Origin of the sequence: Acuticoccus sp. MNP-M23, from assembly GCF_031195445.1 — a bacterium.
In the GTDB taxonomy this organism is placed as follows: domain Bacteria; phylum Pseudomonadota; class Alphaproteobacteria; order Rhizobiales; family Amorphaceae; genus Acuticoccus.
In genome coordinates, this window is record NZ_CP133480.1 from 1477934 (window position 1) to 1497596 (window position 19663).

Sequence of the window (19663 nt, forward strand, 5' to 3'; positions counted from 1 at the left end):
ACGGCACCGCAACCGCGAAGTTGAGCCCCCGCAGGGCGCCATCTGCCCACAGGTGGCGGCGCCCTGCGCCCGTCTGCGAAGCATCCTGAGGACCGTTCATTTGGCCAATATTGCACTTCTCGGCGCGCCTACCCAGTCCGGGACCTACCGGCGCGGCTGCCTGATGGGCCCCGCAGCGCTGCGCACGGCCGGCCTTGTGGAGGCGCTGTCCGACCTTGGCCACACTGTCTCGGCGGACCGCGACCTTGCCCCCGTCCCGCTCGACATGAACGATGCGCCCTATCTGCCCGCCCACCATGTGGGAGAGACCGCGGGCTGGGTCCGCGCGATCCGCACCGCAGTCGCCGAAACGCTGGCGTCCGGCGCGTTCCCGCTCCTTCTGGGCGGGGATCACTCCATCGCCGCCGGGTCGCTGGCCGGTGTGATGGATCATGCGCCCGCAACGCACATCGTCTGGCTGGATGCCCACCCCGATTTTCACACCATCCGCACCACGCAGAGCGGCAACCTCCACGGCATTCCAGTGGCCATCGCAGCGGGCCTCGAAGGCGCCGACCTCATTTATGGCGGCCCGATCACGCCGCTGCCCCCCTCGCAGATCACCATGATCGGCATTCGCTCGGTGGACCCGGCCGAACGGGCGCTCCTCACCGAACACGGCGTAACGGTCCACGACATGCGGGCCGTGGACGAGCACGGCGTGGGGGTGCTGGTGCGCGGCGCCATCGCGAAGGCGGAAGCGGCTGGCGCGCCCATCCACGTCAGCCTGGATGTGGATTTTCTGGAGCCGGCCATCGCGCCGGCGGTGGGCACCACGGTGCCGGGCGGTGCAACCTTCCGCGAAGCGCATCTTGCGATGGAACTGCTCCACGAGAGCGGGCGCGTCGGGTCGCTCGATCTGGTGGAGCTCAACCCGTTCCTGGATGAGCGCGGCCGCACTGCGACGCTGATGGTCGACCTGGCCGCCAGCCTGTTCGGTCGATCCATCATGGACCGTCCGACCCGCAGCTGGTAGCCGGCGCCCTTCAGCGACCGCAGGCACCAAGGGGTGCCGGAGTGTGACCCACCCCGGCACCCGGCATTGTTGATTGAAGGTCTGGGACCGACCTAGATTGCCTTCAGCTGTTCAGCCGATGTCCGGCCCCGCTTGGGATCCTTGAACATCTCGAACGTAACGCGCTGTCCCTCGGTCAGCGAAGTCATGCCCGCGCGTTCGACGGCGGAAATGTGAACGAACACATCGGCCCCGCCTTCGTCGGGCTGAATGAACCCATAACCCTTGGTTCCATTGAACCATTTCACTGTACCTTGCGCCATAGCGGCCTCCTATCTCCCGGTACCTTCGCGCCAGGCCCTCACCCAACGTCGAATAGCGTGTGACGACCTTCTCGCTGGCTTGCGCAGCAAAACGCGCGCCAGCAGCCGTTCTGAAATGAACGCCTGACGGCACGCTTGGTTTTAATAAGGTCGCAGATTGTCATCGCACCGCCGCAGCCGCTTCCGCCGCTGGCTCTAGATCCAGTGCCGTCGAGGCGGCTGTTAGCGTCGTCGTCCAGGGGCCGCCGCATTGCCACCGCGGCCCTGTTCGCGGCTGCCGCCGCGGTCCGGCGAATTCACCCTAAGGGCGGAACGCCAATTGGTTCTCAACCCCAACGAATGCACATCGCAAATCGAAATGGAAGCCGTTTTTATGATCCCATAGAGGTTTCGCGACGCGTTGCCGCGCGACCACCTTGCGGTACGGCAGCTTCCCATGCGATCCGCAAGGTAGGTTTAGGAGAAACTCAAATGGACTTAGGGATCAAGGGCCGTAAGGCCATCGTCTGCGCCTCGTCAAAAGGGCTCGGCCGTGGCAGCGCGGAAGCACTGGCGGAAGCCGGTTGCGATCTGGTGCTGAACGCACGCACCGCCGAAACGCTGGAGCAGACGGCAGACGATATCCGCGCCAAGTATAACGTAAATGTGAAGACTGTCGCCGCCGACGTCACCAGCGACGAAGGCCGCGCTGCGCTGCTGGAGGCGGAGCCGGCGCCCGACATTCTGATCAACAACGCCGGCGGACCGCCCCCCGGCGTGTGGTCCGACTGGGGCGCCGAAGAGTGGGAAGGCGCGTTCCGCTCCAACATGCTGACGCCGATCCTTCTGGCCACCGCCGTGTTGCCGGGAATGATCGACCGCGGCTGGGGCCGGGTCGTGTCGATCACGTCCGGATCGGTGAAGGCGCCGATCGGCCGCCTCGGCCTCTCCAACGGCGCGCGCGCAGGCCTGACCGGCTTTGTGGCCGGCACCGCGCGGCAGGTGGCCCAGCACGGCGTCATCATGAACAACATCCTCCCCGGCCAGCACGATACCGACCGGATCAAGGGGATGCTCACAGGCGCTGCCAAGAGCCAGGGCATCACCCTTGAAGAGGCCCGTGCGCAGGCGCAGGCCGCCAACCCGCGCGGCCGCTTCGGCACGGCAGAGGAATTCGGCAAGGTCTGCGCGTTCCTGTGCTCCGAGCATGTTGGCTTCATGATCGGCCAGAACGTGCTCCTCGATGGTGGTGCGTTCAACTCCACCATGGGCTGAGCCAGCATTATGGCAGTCGCGCCAATACACTGGCGCGGCTGCCGAATTTCACGCAGGAGCTTCAGCTCGAATATTGTATTCGCACGCGCGGCCTTGTTCTTGCCGCTGCCGCCAACCATGTTTTCGGAGTACTTTTTACGACGTAACTTTTATTGAACATTAATTAAAGGCGTTGCCATGGCCACTCCCACGCAGGATCAGCGCGTCGCGCAGCTGAAGACACCGCTGGGCAAGGACGTTCTGAACGCCGTCCGCTTCGATGGCACGGAAGGCCTCAGCACCCTGTTCGAGTTCTCGGTGGAAGCGATCGGTGACAAGAACCCGGTGGATTTTGACGGCGCCATCGGCAAGAACTGCACGCTGTCGCTGCACGGAAAGACCACCGCGCGGAATTTCTCCGGCATTATGGTGGGGGCCGACTGGCTGGGCGAGAGCGACAGCCACAACCTTTACCGTATCGTCCTGCGGCCGTGGCTTTGGCTCCTGTCGCGCACCAGCGACAGCCGGATCTACCACAAGAAGACGACGCCCCAGATCATCGAGGACGTGTTCGGCAAGCATGGCTTCAGCGATTTCACGCTGAAGCTCACCGAGAGCTACCCGCCCCGCGAATACACCGTCCAGTACCGCGAGAGCGATCTCGATTTCGTCTGCCGCCTGATGGAAGAAGACGGCATCTACTATTTCTTCGAGCACAGCGACATGGGGCACAAGCTGATCCTGGCGGACGCCAAGTCGTCCCACACGCCCGTGCCGAACCTGCCCGACATCCTGTTTGTGGACCGGCTGGTGGGCATCCGCACCGATTCTGAGTCCTTTCTGGACCTGACCGCAGCCCGCAGTTTCAGTGCCGGCAAGGTTGCGCTGAACGACTACGATTATGGCAAGCCCAGCGCGCAGATGGAGACCTCCCACAACAATCCCTCCGGCTACACCAACGACGGGCTGGAGATCTACGACTACCCGGGCCGCTATACCGAGACCGGCGACGGCAACCGTTTTGCCAAGGTACGCCTGGAGGCAGAGCAGGCTGGCGACAAGCGCCGAAAGGCGGTGGGGGACGTTCCGGCCGCCTATCCGGGCGGGCTCGTCAGGCTCAAGAACCATCCGCAGGACAGCGAGAACATCGAGTATCTGGTGGTCGGCTGCCGTCACACGTTTGAGGCGCAGGACTACCGCTCCACGGCCAGCGCCGGCGATGGCCGCGACCCCTACAACGGCGCCTACGAGCTGCAGCCGAGCGACCGGCAGTTTCGCGCGCCGCGCAGCACCCCCAAACCCATCGTCCGCGGCCCGCAGACGGCCAAGGTGGTCGGCGCCAGCGGCGAGGAGATCGACGTCGACGCGGAGGGCCGCATCCTCGTACAGTTCCACTGGGACAGGCAGAAGGACCAGTCGCGCCGGGTGCGCGTGGCACAGGCCTGGGCCGGCAAGGGCTGGGGCGCCATCATGATCCCGCGCATCGGCCAAGAGGTGGTCGTCGAGTATCTGGAGGGCGACCCGGACCAGCCGCTGGTGGTCGGCACCGTCTACAACGCCGAAAAGACCGTCCCCTACGACTTGCCGGCCAACAAGACCAAAGGCGGCATCAAGTCGAACTCGTCCAAGGGCGGTTCCGGTTACAACGAGATTGTTCTGGAGGACAAGAAGGACTCCGAGGAAATCGGCATCCACGCCCAGAAAGACATGAACATCGTCATTCTCAACAGCGAGACCCGCGAGATTGGCGAGAAGTTCACCGCAGGTACATCCCGAGAGACCACGCTGAAGAAGGGCGACGACGCACTCACGCTCGACACCGGCAGCCAGACGGTGGACATCGCGCGAAATCAGGAGGTGAAGGCCGGGCAGAGCATCACCATCGAGGCGGGGATGAAGATGACCTTCAAGGTGGGCTCCAGTAAGATCGAGCTGACGCCAAGCGGCATTGATATTAAGGCCGCGGGCATGATCAAGATTAATGGCGCCATCATCAAATTGAATTAAGAGGCATTTTCTTGAGAATTAAATTTGAGACGGCGCAAGATCTTTTCGTGGCCTTCCCGACATTGCAGGACGACGTGGAGGCGGCCGCAAGCGAGACGCCGCCGCTGGATTTTACAAGGCAGCTGGCCGCCAGCGAGACGCCGGAGGACTGCCTGTCCTTTTTCGCCTATCTGGCACCGCGGCGTGAAGCCGTGTGGTGGGGCTGCCGCTGCCTGCATGCGCTGGGCACCGAAGACCCCACCGGCGCACTCGCGGCAGCCGACGCCTGGGTGGCCGAGCCGGAGGAGGCCCAGCGGATCGCAGCGCTGCAGATTGCCGAAGCGACCGGATCCGCAGATCAGGCCACTTGGATCGCGTTCGCGGCCGGATGGTCCGGCGGCAACATTGCGGGCGGCGATCAGCCGGCGCCGGTAGCGGCACCGCCATACCTCACCGCAAAGGCCGTGCGCGCCGCCGTGCTGATTGCGGTTTCGCGCGCACCATTCCGCGAACGCCGCGCCCGCCTCGAACGCTGCCTTGACGAAGCCATTGCAGTTGCCAACGATGACATCGAAGACCATTTTGACTAGCCGCGCCCTGCGCGAAATATAATTATCAAATGCGGTTTATCTTTATTGCCGCCAGAACAATGAACAAGAGGGAATGACCGTTTGGTTGCGCTGCGTCTCGAACTCGACAACATGACGAACCTGTCTGACGGCGGACCCACGTCTTTGCTGGTGGAAGGGCGCCGGAGTGTCGATATCGGGCGCAATTCCTACCTGGACTGGACGTTGCCCGATCCGGCGCGCGTGGTGTCCGGCCGCCACTGCGAAATCGGCTATCGCGATGGCGGCTACTGGCTGACCGATGTGTCCACCAACGGCACCTATCTCAATGGCAGCGACCGGCGGCTGACCGAACCGACGCGGCTGCGCACCGGCGACCGGATCTCGATTGGCGATTACCTCATCAACGTGTTTGTGGACGGCGGCGATGCGCCCTCGCGCACGATAGATCCGGCGCCGGAAGGCCCGCCCGAGCTTTCCGCCGCCGCCCTGTGGGACGTGACCGACGACGGCGCTGCCCCGGCCGAGCGCCCGGAGAAGCGGCGCGAGCGCGAGGCGAAGCCCGTCAACGCCGACATGCTGGACTGGGTGGTGGATCTGCCCGCCGTGGACAGGTCTGCCGGTCCGGCGGACCCGCCGCCACCACCTCCTCCCCCGCCGGACACGACACCCGTGGCGGACACACCGCCCGTGCCGGATACACCGCCCGTGCCGGAAACGCCGCCGGCGCCCGAACCTGTCGCCCGCCCCCCTGTCAGCCCTTCTGCAGAGACGGGCGGCCCGTGGCAGGACGACCCCGAGACGCCCGCCAGCCTGCCGGAAATGGCAGCAGCGCCAGAAGCGGCCGCACCACCCGAGGCGGAAGCGCCCGCGCACCTTCCGGAAGCGGACAGGCCCGAGCCACCCGCTGCGCCAGAACCACCGCCAGCGGACGCGGCGCCCGAGGCTGCGCGCCCCGGCGGGTTCGCCGCGGCAGCGGAGGCGTCATCGGCCGGGACCGCGCCGCCCCCTCCCGCCGGCCCGGAGATGGAGCGCTTCTTCAACGCACTGGCCGAGGCGCTGGACGTTCCGCGCAGCCGGCTGGCCGCCGACACGCCGGAAGACGCCGCACAGAAGGTGGGCGAGTTCATCACCATCACCATCGCCGGAATGCAAAAGCTGATGAAGGCCCGCGCGGCCTCCCGCGGCTACATGCGCTCCGGCACCGCGACGCAGGTGCAGGCGGTCGGCAACAACCCGTTCAAGTTCATGCCGACGCCTGGCGCGGCGGCGGACGTGCTGTTCGGCCCCCCCAGCCGCAGCTATCTCTCCATCGAGGAATCCCTCGAGGAGAGCTTCACCGAGCTGGGCACCCACCAGATGGCGCTCTACGCCGCCATGCAATCGGCCGTGGAGCGGATGTTGCAGGATCTCGACCCGGCAACCATCGAGGCGAGCGGCGGTGAAGATCGGGGCGGCTTTTCGCTACCCGGCGTTTCATCGAGAAAATCAAAGCTCTGGGAGGTATACAAGGAGCGCTACAATGCGCGTGCCAGCCAACACGACAATGGCATGGTCGACGTTTTCATGATGTGCTTCAGCGAAGCCTACAACCGGGCGATCAACGAACGGTGAGGACACGCGGGAACTCTGGCGGCAACACGGGCGCGCAATGAACTGGAACAGTAAAGTCCTGTGGTCGGAGGGGTTGTTTCTCCGCCCGCAACATCTGCAGCAGAACGACCGGTACTTCGAGCATCTGCTCGCGCAGCGCACGCAGCTTGCATCGCCCTACCCGTGGGGTTTCGCCACCTTCGAGATCGACACCGATCTTGCCCAGCAGTCGATGTTCGCGCTGCGCGCCGCCACCGGCATCCTGCCCGACGGCACCCCCTTCGCCATCCCAGAAGACACGGTGGCGCAGGCCATTGCCGTGGCGGACGATGCTGCCGACCGGATCGTGTGGCTGACCATGCCCGTCGCCACCGCAGGGGCCCGCGAGATCGGCGACCGCACCGCCAACCGCGAAACCCGCTACTACGCCGACCGCGCATTGATTGCCGACTCCACCGCACAGACGCAGACCGAGGAAGACGTGGACCTCGCCAAGCCGCGGCTGGAATACGAGGTCCGCCGCACCCGCAAGGAAGGCTACGCGGTGCTGCCCGTCGCCCGGATCGTCGAGGTGCGCGACCGCACGATCATCTTCGACGAGCGGTTCACGCCCCCGGTGCTGACCATCGCCGCCCACCCCAACGCGGAAGGCTGGCTCGACCGATCGATCGGCTGGGTCGAAACCAAGCTCGAAGAACTCTCCCGCTACGCCGCAGACCCCAGCGCGGGCGGCGGGCTTCAGAGCGCGGACTATCTGGTGCTCCAGCTCCTCAACCGCAGCCTGCCGCCGCTTCGGCACCTGCGCGCCTCGCGCTACACCCACCCCGAACGCGTCTACATGGAGCTTCTGCGCCTTGCCGGCGAGATGGCCACGTTTGCGACGCCCGAGCGCCGCGCGCGCCTCTACCCCCAGTACGACCACGACAACCTGCAAGGCACGTTTGCCCCCGTGGTGCGCGACCTTCAGGAGTTCCTGTCGGCCCGCTTCTCGCGCCGCGCCATCCGTCTCGAGATCATCGAGCGGGCGCAGAACGCATTCGTGTCCACCATCCGCGACCGGGCGCTGTTCCGCGAGGCGACCTTCGTGCTGGAGGTGTCCGCACGCAGGCCGCTGACCGAGATCCAGCAGCGCTTCCCGCAGCTTTTCAAGCTCGGCCCCAACACCAAGATGAGCGATATCGTCCACGCGCACCTGCCGGGCGTGCCGCTCGTCCACCTGCCGAACCCGCCGCCGCAGCTTCGCGTGATGTCCGATCACGTCTATTTCGCGCTCGACCGGGAAAGCCCGCTCTGGCCCGAATTCTCGACCGCGAGCGCCGTGGGGATGCACTTTTCAGGCGACTGGCCGGAACTCGAGCTGGAGTTCTGGGCCGTGATTGAAGGACGCTAGCAATGGCATCGGATGGCGATCGCAACAAGCAAACCGTCATCCTGCCCAACCCCGGCGGCCGGCGCCCCGTGGCCGACAAGCCTGCGCCGATGGACCCGCCCGCCACCGACGAATGGAGCCGCGACCCGTGGCCGGCCGGCGGCGGTGGCAACGGTGGCGCCCCAGCCGGTGCCGGTGCCGGTGCCGGTGCCGGCGCGCCCCCGGCCAACCCGGAAAACTCGCCCATCGGCGCAGCAGCGCTCCTCCGCTCGGAGGCAGCGCTCAACAACAACGAGATGCTGCGCGCGGCGGCCCCCCTCCTCCTCATGCTCGGCAAGCTGCGCGCCGGGCTGGTGCGTGCCCAGTCCGCCACCATCATGGAAGAGGTGGCACGCTCCATCGACGGGTTCGAGGCGGCGATGACCCAGTCCGGATACTCGGCCGACCAGTCGCAGGTGGCCAAGTATGCGCTGGCCGCGACGGCGGACGACGTCGTCCAGAACATCCCCGTCGACGACCGGCGGCTGTGGACGCAATATTCCATGCTGTCCCAGTTCTTCGGCGAGCGCACCGGCGGCATCCGCTTCTTCGAGGAGCTGGGCCGGATGAAGGCGGACCCGCTCGCCAACATCGATGTCCTTGAGCTGATGTACGCCTGCCTCGCCGTCGGCTTCGAGGGCGTCCACCGCACGTCGCCGGGCGGCATGGCCGCGCTCCAGCAGATCCAGCGCGACCTCTACGATGTGATCCGCCGCGTCCGCCCGCGCGAAAGCTTCGAGCTGTCGCCCCGCTGGCAGGGGTCCGGCATCAAGCCGCGCGACAAGCGGAACCGCGTGCCGCTCTGGGCCGTCGCCGCGTTCGCGCTGGCGCTGGTGTTCGGGAGCTTTCTGGGCCTGCGGCTGATGCTGTCCGGCGGCGCGGCGGAGGTGGAGGAGGAGCTGCTTGCGCTGTATCCGCTGGCCCCGGTCACCCTCGTGCGGCCGGACTATGTGCCCCCCGCCCCTCTGCCGCCCGAGCCCGAGCCGATCGTCGTAGCGCCTGCCGAGCCCGTGCCGCTCGCCCCGCCGCCGCCCACGCCGTGCGAAGACGTGCGCGCGGCGCTTCTGTCGGACATCGAGGGCGCGCGGATCGACATCGGCGAATGCGGCGGCGACCTTCGCCTCACCATCGGCGATCGTCCCGGCCTCGTTCTCTTCCGCTCCGCCAGCGCCGACATTTCGGACGATTACGCCGCAATCATCGCCCGCATCGCCCCGGTCATCGACCAGGTGCCCGGCGCCGTCACCGTGATCGGCCACACGGATTCGGTGCCCTACCGCGGCGTGCGCTTCGCCTCCAACTACGACCTTTCGGTCAAGCGCGCCGAGGCGGTCACGCGTCTCCTGCGCGAGGTCTCCGGCAACCCCGAGCGGTTCGAGACGAAGGGCCAGGGCGCCAACGTCCCCATCGACGACAACGGCACCGCCGGCGGGCGCGCCCGCAACCGGCGCGTCGACATCGTCATCGCAGAGACCGAGTAGGAGCCGCCCATGCAAATTCTCGGTTATCTCGGCTACGTCCGCGCCGCAGGCTCGCTCGGCGGCGCGGCCATGCTCATAATGGTGGTGTGGTTCTGGGGCCCGTCCATTGGCACGGACGGGTTCTATCCGCTGACGAGCGCGCTCAACCGCGCCATCGTCTGCGCCGCCATTGCGCTCTTCATCGTCTTTTATTTCGGCGTCGGCTTCCTGCGGGCTCGCCGCAAGGCGCGGACGCTGGAGGACGGCATCACCAAGCCCGCCGCCGACGATGGCGCCGTCCTTGCCGACCGGCTGAAGGACGCGCTGGCAACGCTGAAGAAGTCCACCGCAAACCGGGGCGACTACCTCTATTCGATCCCCTGGTACGTCATCATCGGCCCGCCCGGCGCGGGGAAGACCACCGCCCTCATCAACTCCGGCCTCAAGTTTCCGCTGATGACCGGCGGCGCGAAGGCGATGGTCGAGGGTGTCGGCGGCACGCGCTACTGCGACTGGTGGTTTGCCGAAGACGCCGTGCTGATCGACACCGCAGGCCGCTACACCACGCAGGATTCCGGCACCGAGGACGATGGCGACGACAACCTCGACCGCCGCTCCTGGTTCGCCTTCCTCGACCTCATCCGCAAAAGCCGGCCGCGCCAGCCGATCAACGGCGTCATTCTCGCCATGGGGATCGACGATCTCATCACCATGAGCGAGGCCGAACGCAACGCCCACGCCGACGCCATTCGCACCCGCCTCGTCGAGCTTTACGACAAGTTGAAGGTCGCCTTCCCGGTGTACGTGATGTTCACCAAGGCCGACCTCTTGCAGGGTTTCGGCGAGTTCTTCGGCGACCTGCGCGAAAAAGAGCGCCAGATCGTCTGGGGCGCGACGTTCCAGACCGAGGACCGCACGAAAAACACCATCACCGACGTGCCGGGCGAGCTGGAAGCCCTCGTGATGCGCCTGTCGGAAAACACGCTGGACCGGCTTCAGTCCGAGCCCAACCAGGCGCGGCGCTCGCTGATCCTCGGCTTCCCGTCCCAGTTCAATGCGCTGCGCGAACCGGTGATGACCTTCCTGTCGCGGGTGTTCGAGCCGACGCGCTACCACGCCAACGCGGTGCTGCGCGGCTTCTACTTCACCTCCGGCACACAGGAAGGCACCGCGCTTGACCAGCTGATCGGCGCCAGCGCCCGCGCGCTCGGGCAGGGCGACGCGCCCGCGTCCGGCATGTCCGGCAAGGGGCGCAGCTTCTTCCTCACCAACCTCCTCACCAGGGTCATCTTCGGTGAGGCGGGGTGGGTCACCCACAACCGTGCCCGGATCCGCCGCGACGGCCTTTTGCGCGCTGCCGGCCTGGCCGCTGTGGCGCTGGTCACGGGCGTGTGCATCGCGGCGCTGGGGGTCAGCTTTGCCGCCAACAACGCGCTGATCGGCGATGTGGATGACGCGGTGGAGGAATATCGCGTGGGCGCTGCAAGCCTGATCGGCGAGCGCGCGGTGGACGACCCGGACCTCAACGAAGCGCAGTCCGCCCTGCTTTACCCCTTGCGCACCATGCCCGTCGGCTACGCCACCCGCGGCGCGGACCTTCCCATGCGCGAAGGCTTCGGCCTCAGCCAGCGCGGCCGCCTCAACGCTGCCGCCGAGGAAGCCTACCACCGCGCGCTGGAACGCTCGTTCCGCTCCCGCCTGATCCTGCGCGTGGAGGAGGTGCTGAACGCCAACCTCGACAAGCCCGAGTTCGTCTACGAGACGCTCGAGGTCTACAAGATGCTCACCGGCCAGAACACGGACGACGAGGTGATCGTCGCCTGGATGGTCCGCGACTGGGAAGAGAACGTCTATTCCGGCATTCTCAACGCCCGCGGCCGGGAGGCGCTGCGCGAACACCTCACCGCCCTCCTTCAGCTCGACCAGGGGCGCCCCATCGGCATCGAGCCCAACCAGCCGCTGGTGGAGGATGCCGAACGCGTTCTGGCCCGCGTGCCGATGGCGGACCTCGCCTTCTCCCGCCTCGCGCTCGACGCCACCGCCGACCCGGCCCTGTTCGACTGGTCGCTGGAGGAGCAGGCGGGCTCCGATGCCGAAACCGTGTTCCGCACCCGCGAAGGCGACCCGCTGACGGACGTGGTGATCCCCTCTTTTTTCACCCGCGCCGGGTTCCAGAAGGCGCTCATCAACCGCCTGCCGGCCATCGAGGAAGAAATGAAAGCCGAGGAATGGCTGTTCGGCGATGCTGCCAACCAGCGCGCCTTCGCAGAGCAGTACGGCACCCTCCAGGCCGACCTTCTCGCCAAGTATCAGGCGCGCTACGTCGACGTCTGGCGCAAGATGCTGGACAGGCTGCTGCTGACGCCGATGGCCATCGACAAGCCGCGCTACACCGCGCTGCGCGCCCTGTCCTCACCCGCCTCGCCGCTGCGCCAGCTGATGCAATCAGTATCGGACGAAACGCGGCTTACCGCGGTAGAGCGCGCACCGGATGCCGCCGAAACCGCGTCCGCCGAAGGTCCGGCACAGCTCACCATCGCGGCCGACCTCGACAACCGCGCCGCCGTGCGCGACCGCGTGCAGACCGAGCCCGGCGCCGCCGTGGAAAACGCCTTTGCCCCCATCCACGAGCTGATGGCGGCCGACGTGGAACCCGCGCTGCCGCCGGTGATCGCATCGCTCAGCGAGCTGCACGACAGGCTCATCAACCTTGCTGCCGGCACGACCGACACCGAAGCCGACATCGAGGCGCTGAACGAAAAACTCGCCGCGCTGCGGGCAGACGCCGCCCGCCTGCCCGAACCCGCCTCCCGTCTCGTTCTCTCCGCCATCGCCGATGTGGGGTCGGACCTGCGCGGCGAGCGGGTCACGCGCGTCTCCCAATCGTTCAACCGGGAGGTGACGCAGCAGTGCGAGGCGATCCTCGCCAACCGCTTTCCCTTCTATGACAGCGCCCGCGACATGACGCTGGGGGACTTTGCCACCCTCTTCAAGCCGGACGGTCTGCTCGACGGCTTCCGCAAGGCCAATCTCGACACCTACATCGACAAGACCGGGCAACAGTGGCAGTGGCTGCCGCAGGTGGACCTGTCGGAACGCACGCTGCGCGCCTTCGAGGAAGCAGCGGAGATCACCGAGGCCTTCTTCGCAGACGGGTCGGCCGATCCGAAGTTCGACATGATCGTCACCACCCGCGCGCTGGACCCCACCGCGTCCTCCGGCGTCCTGCGGATCAACCGCACCTTCGTCCACGCCAGTCGCATCGCATACTCGCAACCGGTGAAGTGGCCGGGCGACAATGCCGACAATCAGGCCGTCGTGTCCGTCACCTATGGCCCCAGCGCCAGAACCGAGCGGATTGCCACGCAGGGGCCGTGGGCGCTGTTCCGCCTGGTGCGCGCCGGGCGTGCGGTGGCCAGTGACGGCAAGCTGGTGGTGGACTTCAACGTGGGCGGCAAGCAGCTCTCGTTCAGCTTCGTCTCCAACGCCGGCATCAACCCGCTGACCTTGCCGGCGCTGGGACAATTCCGCTGCCCGGCGGAGCTTTGAGCCGCGGTGCTCGCCCTCTTCGGCAAACTCCCCGCCCGGCGGGACTTCATCGCCCGCGGGGTGCCGAACCCTGTTCTGGAGCAGATCGAGCCGTGGTTGCAGGAGGCGATGGCGCAGAGCAAAGCCACCCTCGGCACGACGTGGCTGGACGCCTATCTCGGCGCGCCGCTGTGGCGGTTCTGGTGGAGCGCGTCGGTGGCGGGGTCCGGCGCGGCGGGCGTGCTGATGCCGTCGGTGGACAAGGTGGGCCGCTACTTCCCGCTTCTGGCGCTGGACCTTGCCCCCCATGGCCGCGACTTCGCAGCGCCCCGGCCCGATCACGAAAGATGGTTCGCCGCGGTCGAGGCCGCGCTCCTCTCCGCCCTGTCCCACGAGGCGACGCTGGATGCGCTGCTGGACCGGCTTGCCGCAATCCCGGCCGGGCTTGCGGGTTCGGTGGAGGCGCCGGTGGACGGCTCGTTATGGTGGACCCTTGGCGGAGAAGGACACGCCCCGCGCCGGGAGGCCTTTGCGGGACTGCCGCCCCCCACCGCCTTTGCCGCCCTCCTTGCCGGTCCGGCGCCAGCCGTGCCGACGGTGGCGGCAGACGGGCCAACCAAGGCCCTGCCGCAATGAAGTTCCGGTTCCACTGCGCCACCGGCACCCACGAAGGCCGGGTGCGCACCCGCAACGAGGACGCGCTCCTGTCCGACCCGGACCATGGCATCTGGGTGGTGGCCGACGGCATGGGCGGCGAGGCGGCCGGCGACCACGCCAGCGCCACCGTCATTGCCGCCATGACCACAATCGGCCGCGCCACCTCCGCCGACGACCTCCTCGGCCGCACGCAGGACCGCCTCACCCGCGCGCACCGCGAACTTGTGGCCTACGCGCACGCGCAGCAGGCCCGCGTGGTCGGCGCCGCCGTGGTGGCGTTGCTGGCCTATGAGGAATACGTCGCCTGCGTCTGGTCCGGCGACAGCCGGCTCTACCGCATCCGCCAGAACCGCCTTGCCCAGCTCTCCCGCGACCATAACGAGGTTGGCGACCTTCTGGCCCGCAACGTCATCAGCCGGGAGGAAGCGCTTGCGTGGAAGGGGCGGAACGCCATCACCCGCGCGGTGGGTGTCTACGACGAGCTGGAGATGGAGGTGCTCTACGGCGACCTGCGCGCAGGTGACGCCTTCATCTTGTGCAGCGATGGGCTGACGCTGCATGTAACCGACGACGAAATTCGCGATTACGTCATCCATAACGAGCCGGAAGCGGCGGTTTCGGCTTTGATCGAGCAGGCGCTGGCGCGTGGAGGAGAAGACAACGTGAGCGTGATTGTCGTGCGTGCCGACGTGGACACTAACCAGACCACCGTCTTTCATCCTGCGCGGAAGGTGATGTGATGTCCGGCAACGAACCCACCCGCGTGGCCGGCTTCGGCCTCACCATCCCGCCCGGCACCCGCCTCAACGGCATCTTCGAGATCGAGAAGCAGATCGGCGCGGGCGGGATGGGCATGGTCTACCGCGCCCACAATGTGGAGACCGGCGACGCTGTTGCCATCAAGATCGTCCGGGCGGAGATGGCCGACAATCTTCAGGTGATTGCGCTGTTTCGCAAGGAAGCGGCGGTGCTCAACCAGCTCTTCCACGACGCCATCGTCCGCTACTACCTGTTCACGTCCGACCCCGGCATCGGGCGGCCCTATCTCGCCACCGAGTTCGTGGAGGGCACCTCGCTGTCCGATATCACGGGCGAGGGCTCGCTCAGCCGCAACGAGGTGCTGTCGCTGGCAGAGCGCCTTGCCGACGGCCTGCGCGCCGCCCACGCGCTCTCGATCTTCCACCGGGACATTTCGCCCGACAACGTGATCCTCCCGGCCCGCGACGTGAAGCGCGCCAAGATCATCGATTTCGGCATCGCGCGGGCGGCCACCATTGGCGGCGGCACGGTGATCGGCGATTCCATTGCCGGCAAGTTCGACTACATGTCGCCCGAGCAGCTCGGCCTTTATGGCGGCAGCGTGGATGCGCGCAGCGACATCTACAGCCTCGGCATCGTGCTGGCCGAGGCGATGCTGGGGCGCGGCCTCAACATGGGCGGCACGCAGCTGGAGGTGGTGGAGAAGCGCCGCAAGGTGCCGGACCTTTCCGGCGTCGAACCGGGCCTGCGCGGCCTCCTCACGGCCATGACCCAGCCCAAGCCACAGGACCGCGTGGCTTCGATGGGCGCCGTGGTGGAGCAGGCCCACGCGCTGCGGACGGGCATTTCCAAAAAGGGCGGCGCACGCCCTTGGGCAAAGATTGCCGCCGGCGTTGTGGTGGCGAGCCTCGTTGCGGGCGGCGGCGCGCTCTACCTCACCGAGGGCGACAACGACATTCCGCCGGACGCCGAAAACGGGCCGCCGCCCCTGATGCGCCAGGCCGACAGCGCGGAACCCGCGCGCGCCGCACCGCCTGCCCTCGTCCCCGTACCGGACCCCGCCGAGGACGCCGTCCTGGAGGCAGACGCACGGTCCACCGCCAACAGCACCGCAAACAACGCCGAGCCCGTCACCAACCAGGCGCCCCCGCCGGAAAGCCCGCTCTCGCCGCCGGCAGCGATCACCCAGGCGCCCCCCGACAGCGCACCGGATGCCGAGCCCGAAGCACCGCCGCCCGAGGTTGCCGCCCTCGTGCCCGAAACTGCCCCGGCGCCGGAACCCGGCACAGCGCCCGCCACGGCCGCCATCCCGGATGCAGAACCGCCCGTGGCGCAGGAGCCGGCCGCCATAGAGGCCGCGCCCGCACCAGACCCCGAAGCTCTTCCGGACCCAGCAGGCACCGGCGAACCGGTGCCCTCGGAGCCGGCGGACGCCACCGTTGCCGAGGACACGTCCGATCCGGATGCCTTCACGGCCCCCCCGCCGGAACAGAAGGCCAGCGCCGAACCGACCCCTCCAGAGCCCACGGACGCGCCGGGCGGCACCGCATCCGTGACGCACGACACATCCCGGCCGGCCGCCATCATCACGCCGGTGCGGGTGGAGGATGAGCCCGCGCCAATCACCCCGCCAGATCAGGAGATCGCGGACGATCCTGCGCCGGACGCCGAGACTATCGTGGTGGCGGCGCTGCCTGACACGCCCGAAACCGCCGCTGAGCCTGAAGGGGTCACTGCCGCGGAACAAGTCGGTTCCGTGCCGGTGACCGAAGCCGCGCCGGATCCGGAAGCGCCGCCAGTCGACCTGGCGGCCATCGACCCGGACAGTGCGTTCGCCCCCAGCGGCGAACCGCAGGACAGCGTCCTGCGCTATGTGCGCCAATCCCGCCTCGGCCCCTGCACCCATATCCGGCTGACCAGCTACGGCGAGGCCAGTGCCGTGGTGGATGCCTTTGGCGACACGGTCCCGCCATTTCAGGAGTTCGACAGCAACTTCAAGGAAAGCAACGGGTTCGAGGCGCAGATCAACCTTCAGATCGTGACGCCGGCCCAATGCCCGCTGGTGGACCTTGCCGACGCGGTCGCCCCGCGTGACGAGGGAGAGCTGCGCTTTCAGCTGGACAAGGACATCATCAAGCCCGGCGACGTCCTGTCAGGCGCCGTCACCGGGCTCGACGGGCGCGACCTCAGGATCTACCTCGTTGCCAGCGACGGGCGGCTTTACGGGCTGGACGACCTCATCACTCGCGGGCAGGACGACGCGGCACTCCACACCGTGATGAGCGGCACCTCAGGCCCGGAAAGCGGCCACCTGCTTCTGGCCCTCGCTGGCAATGCGCTGCCCGCAGTCGAGATTTCCGCTGCCGGCAGTGCAGCCGCGGAAATCGCGCAAATTCGTGCGGGCCTTACAAAGAGCAGCAATGTCGAGGCAGTTCTGCGTTACTTTAAATACGGCGAGTGACGGCACCTGAAGACTCTGCGCCGCAGCGGACAAGCTGTGGACAGCATCGGCGGATGTTGCAGCCTGGCAACAACCGCGCAGCGAATCGGGCTGACGGCGCGGATGAGCGGTCTTCTGACCCTTTTGCCGTTGCGCCTGCGCAAACGTAAGGCAAGTTGCAAAAGCGTTTCTAAAACTTGCTGCCAATATTGCGGACCGGCAGATCAGACCGAGGTATTTCTGGATGGATCTCCGTCAGGCCTTTCTGCGTGTTTCTTTGTCCGCTGTCGCGCTGGGCGCTGTTTCCCTCGCGGCGCCCGACCGCGCCGCTGCCGCCTGCGCCATTGAGAACGCCTCGCCCATTCTGGTGAACTGCCGCCAGAGCGATTTCACCCAGACGCTGACCTACCGCAGATCCACCGACGAGCTGACCCTCTCCGGGGACCGCACTGTCACCACCGATTTTGCAGGAAACGACCGCCTGCTGGTGACCGGAAACCCCGAGGGATCCGACAGTGTCCTGCGGGTGCAGACAATTACCGTCGAAAACACCGAAGCGTTTCTGGACCTTGGTGCCGGAGACGACGAATTCGTGATCCGCGACGCCAGGTACGAGGGCACCATCCTCACCGGCGCCGGCAACGACACCGTGATCTTCGGCCGCCGCGTCAATCTCGCGCCGGGCCGGACGACTTCACTGCCGCCGCGGGCGAGCTTTCCCACCAATGCGTCGGTGGACACCGGCTCCGGCAACGACAACATTCAGGTTTCGCGGAATTATTTCGCGTCGATGGACGTGCTGGCAGGCAGCGGCAACGACACGATCACCTGGGGCGGCTTCGGCTATGGCTCGGTGGACGCAGGCGCCGGCAATGACAGCGTCACCCTGTTCGACGGCAGGATCGACGGGACCCTCGCCGGTGGCACCGGCCGCGATACGCTGAACTTCACCGGCGGCGAGGTTGGCGGCGCCATCACCGGCTTCGAGACCGTCGACATCAAGGAAAAGAACGGCGCCCGGATCGGCGGCACCGTTACGATCGAAGGCACCGGCACCACCGACGTGTCCCTCACCGGCACGAACTTCCTGAGCCGCGGCAGCAGCGCGCCCACATTCGACCTGTCGGGCGTGGACGAATTTGCGGTCTCCCGCTCGAAATTCCGCCTTTCGGGCCAGCAGGGCATCAACGAGCTGCGTCTCATCAACAACTCGCGTCTGGCGATTTCCGGGGCGGTCAGCCTCATCTCCGGCGGCTCGCGCGGCGGACTGGTGGCAAAGAATTCCATCATCGACGCGGTGGACGGAGCGGCGGACGACAGCCTGCGCATCTCGGCCGGGCGGTTCCAGAACTCCACCCTTCGGTTCGACGTGGATGCGGTGAGTGCCAACCAGCGGGCCGACCAGCTGATCTTCGACCGGCGCCGGATCAACCGGCAGCTGGAAGACCAGATCTCTGGCCGCAACATCCTCCAGGTCAATTTTGTCGCGCCGACCAGCGGCGAGGTGGAGGTGGAGATCGCGAAAATCTACGGCGACAGCGAAGTGCGCTTCATCCAGGCCGCGCTGTCGACCTTCAGCGCAGAGGGCATCGGCCCCAACTACGATCCGACGCGCGAACTGACCCTGCGGCCGGGAAACAACGGCACGGTCGTCCTGGTGTCCGCCGCTGTCGACGCGGGTGATTCCTTCGACCCGCCGCCCGCAGTTGCCAACGGCGCCGCCGCCGCGCTGACCAGCGGTGAGGTCGGTGAAATCAACACCCAGCTTGCCGATGGCGCCACAGGCTTCGGCGGAGGCGCCGGCCGCACGCAGATCTCGCCCACGTTCGGCGTCTTTTCCAACGGCTCCTTCGGCCGCGTCTTCCACGACGGATACTCGGTTTCCGGCGGCGGAACGAACCTTGCGACCCCCGATTTCACCGCAGACAATTTCTCGCTCTTTGCCACCGGCGAGCTGGACGCCTCCGCCCAGTGGGGCATCGAGGATATCGGTCTGCGCCTGTCGGTCTTCGGCGGCTACGTCCAGTCCTACGTGTCGCTGGACCGCAGCCTCGATGGCGGGCCGCCAACGCCGTTCACTAGCACCGGCTTCAACGAAGGCGCTGTGCTGGGCGGCTCGGTTCTGGTCAGCAAGATCCAGGGCGAGGGCAACCTCAACTATGCGCTGGGCAGCGTCGCGGGCCTGCTCGGTGAAACCGACACAACCAACGGCGACAACAACGGCAAGGGCAGCTACGGCACGCAAGGCCTGATCCTGTCGGCAAAAGTGGGCCGCAACATGCCCATCGCCGATCGGGTGCGCCTCGACCTGCGCTTCGGCGGCTCCTACGTCTATTTCCACGGCAACAGCTTCACCGACTCGGTGGGCACCAACTTCAGCGAGAGCGAAACCAGCTACGGCCTCCTCAACTTCGAGCCGGGCGTCTCCACCGCATTCGTCCTGGACAATGGCGTGCGCATCAACCCGACCGCCCGCGCGCTGATGCAGCTGCGGGTCGGCTACGACAACACCGCAGGCATCAACGGCACCAATTTCTCCTTCGACGACGCGGACTTCACGGTCGGCGGCGAGCTTGGCGCCACAGCAAACCTCACGGAGCGGCTGACCGCAGGCGCCGCCATTCAGGGACGTCTTTCGGAAGACCAGCGTTCGATCTTCGGAAAACTGTCTCTCAGCTATCGCTTTGGCGGCGGACGGGATTCGTAATCCCGA

13 protein-coding genes are annotated in these 19663 nt (G+C 67.0%); 12 read left to right on the top strand and 1 reads right to left on the bottom strand.

Features of this window, described 5'->3' with window-relative positions:
- Positions 1–100 precede the first annotated feature (100 nt).
- Entirely contained in the window at positions 101–1015 is a 915-nt protein-coding gene (gene rocF, locus RDV64_RS07030; RefSeq protein WP_309198559.1) for an arginase, read from the top strand.
- A gap of 92 nt (positions 1016–1107) precedes the next feature.
- Here rocF and RDV64_RS07035 read toward each other — a convergent pair whose 3' ends face one another.
- Positions 1108–1317, bottom strand: a complete 210-nt coding sequence (locus tag RDV64_RS07035; protein ID WP_309198560.1) for a cold-shock protein — start codon at positions 1315–1317, stop codon at positions 1108–1110.
- A gap of 471 nt (positions 1318–1788) precedes the next feature.
- On the opposite strand from RDV64_RS07035, the gene RDV64_RS07040 reads away from it, so the two are divergent.
- The 11 genes from RDV64_RS07040 (at position 1789) to RDV64_RS07090 (ending at position 19657) form a co-directional block, all read left to right on the top strand.
- A complete protein-coding gene (locus RDV64_RS07040) occupies positions 1789–2571 on the top strand; it encodes an SDR family oxidoreductase (RefSeq protein ID WP_309198561.1) in 783 nt (260 codons plus the stop codon).
- 177 nt (positions 2572–2748) lie between these two features.
- On the top strand, positions 2749–4557 hold the full coding sequence (locus RDV64_RS07045; protein WP_309198562.1) for a type VI secretion system tip protein TssI/VgrG: 1809 nt from the start codon (positions 2749–2751) through the stop codon (positions 4555–4557).
- 11 nt (positions 4558–4568) lie between these two features.
- Positions 4569–5126 carry a DUF6931 family protein gene (locus tag RDV64_RS07050; RefSeq protein WP_309198563.1) on the top strand — a complete coding sequence of 186 codons (558 nt, stop codon included), beginning with the start codon at positions 4569–4571 and terminating at the stop codon, positions 5124–5126.
- An 81-nt stretch (positions 5127–5207) separates the two neighbouring features.
- Positions 5208–6719, top strand: coding sequence for a type VI secretion system-associated FHA domain protein TagH (tagH, locus tag RDV64_RS07055; RefSeq protein ID WP_309198564.1), 1512 nt, complete (start codon positions 5208–5210; stop codon positions 6717–6719).
- Between the two features lie 37 nt (positions 6720–6756).
- A complete protein-coding gene (tssK, locus tag RDV64_RS07060) occupies positions 6757–8088 on the top strand; it encodes a type VI secretion system baseplate subunit TssK (protein WP_309198565.1) in 1332 nt (443 codons plus the stop codon).
- Between the two features lie 2 nt (positions 8089–8090).
- The gene (gene icmH / locus RDV64_RS07065) at positions 8091–9587 is read left to right on the top strand and encodes a type IVB secretion system protein IcmH/DotU (RefSeq protein WP_309198566.1); all 1497 of its coding nucleotides are present in this window, start codon (positions 8091–8093) and stop codon (positions 9585–9587) included.
- Between the two features lie 9 nt (positions 9588–9596).
- On the top strand, positions 9597–13115 hold the full coding sequence (tssM, locus tag RDV64_RS07070; RefSeq protein ID WP_309198567.1) for a type VI secretion system membrane subunit TssM: 3519 nt from the start codon (positions 9597–9599) through the stop codon (positions 13113–13115).
- A gap of 6 nt (positions 13116–13121) precedes the next feature.
- On the top strand, positions 13122–13730 hold the full coding sequence (gene tagF / locus RDV64_RS07075; protein ID WP_309198568.1) for a type VI secretion system-associated protein TagF: 609 nt from the start codon (positions 13122–13124) through the stop codon (positions 13728–13730).
- On the top strand, positions 13727–14491 hold the full coding sequence (locus tag RDV64_RS07080; RefSeq protein ID WP_309198569.1) for a protein phosphatase 2C domain-containing protein: 765 nt from the start codon (positions 13727–13729) through the stop codon (positions 14489–14491). The genes tagF and RDV64_RS07080 overlap by 4 nt, the downstream gene beginning before the upstream one ends.
- Positions 14491–16971 carry a protein kinase gene (locus RDV64_RS07085; RefSeq protein WP_309198570.1) on the top strand — a complete coding sequence of 827 codons (2481 nt, stop codon included), beginning with the start codon at positions 14491–14493 and terminating at the stop codon, positions 16969–16971. Before RDV64_RS07080 ends, RDV64_RS07085 begins: the two co-directional genes overlap by 1 nt.
- A 223-nt stretch (positions 16972–17194) precedes the next feature.
- Positions 17195–19657, top strand: coding sequence for an autotransporter outer membrane beta-barrel domain-containing protein (locus tag RDV64_RS07090; protein WP_309198571.1), 2463 nt, complete (start codon positions 17195–17197; stop codon positions 19655–19657).
- Positions 19658–19663 lie beyond the last annotated feature (6 nt).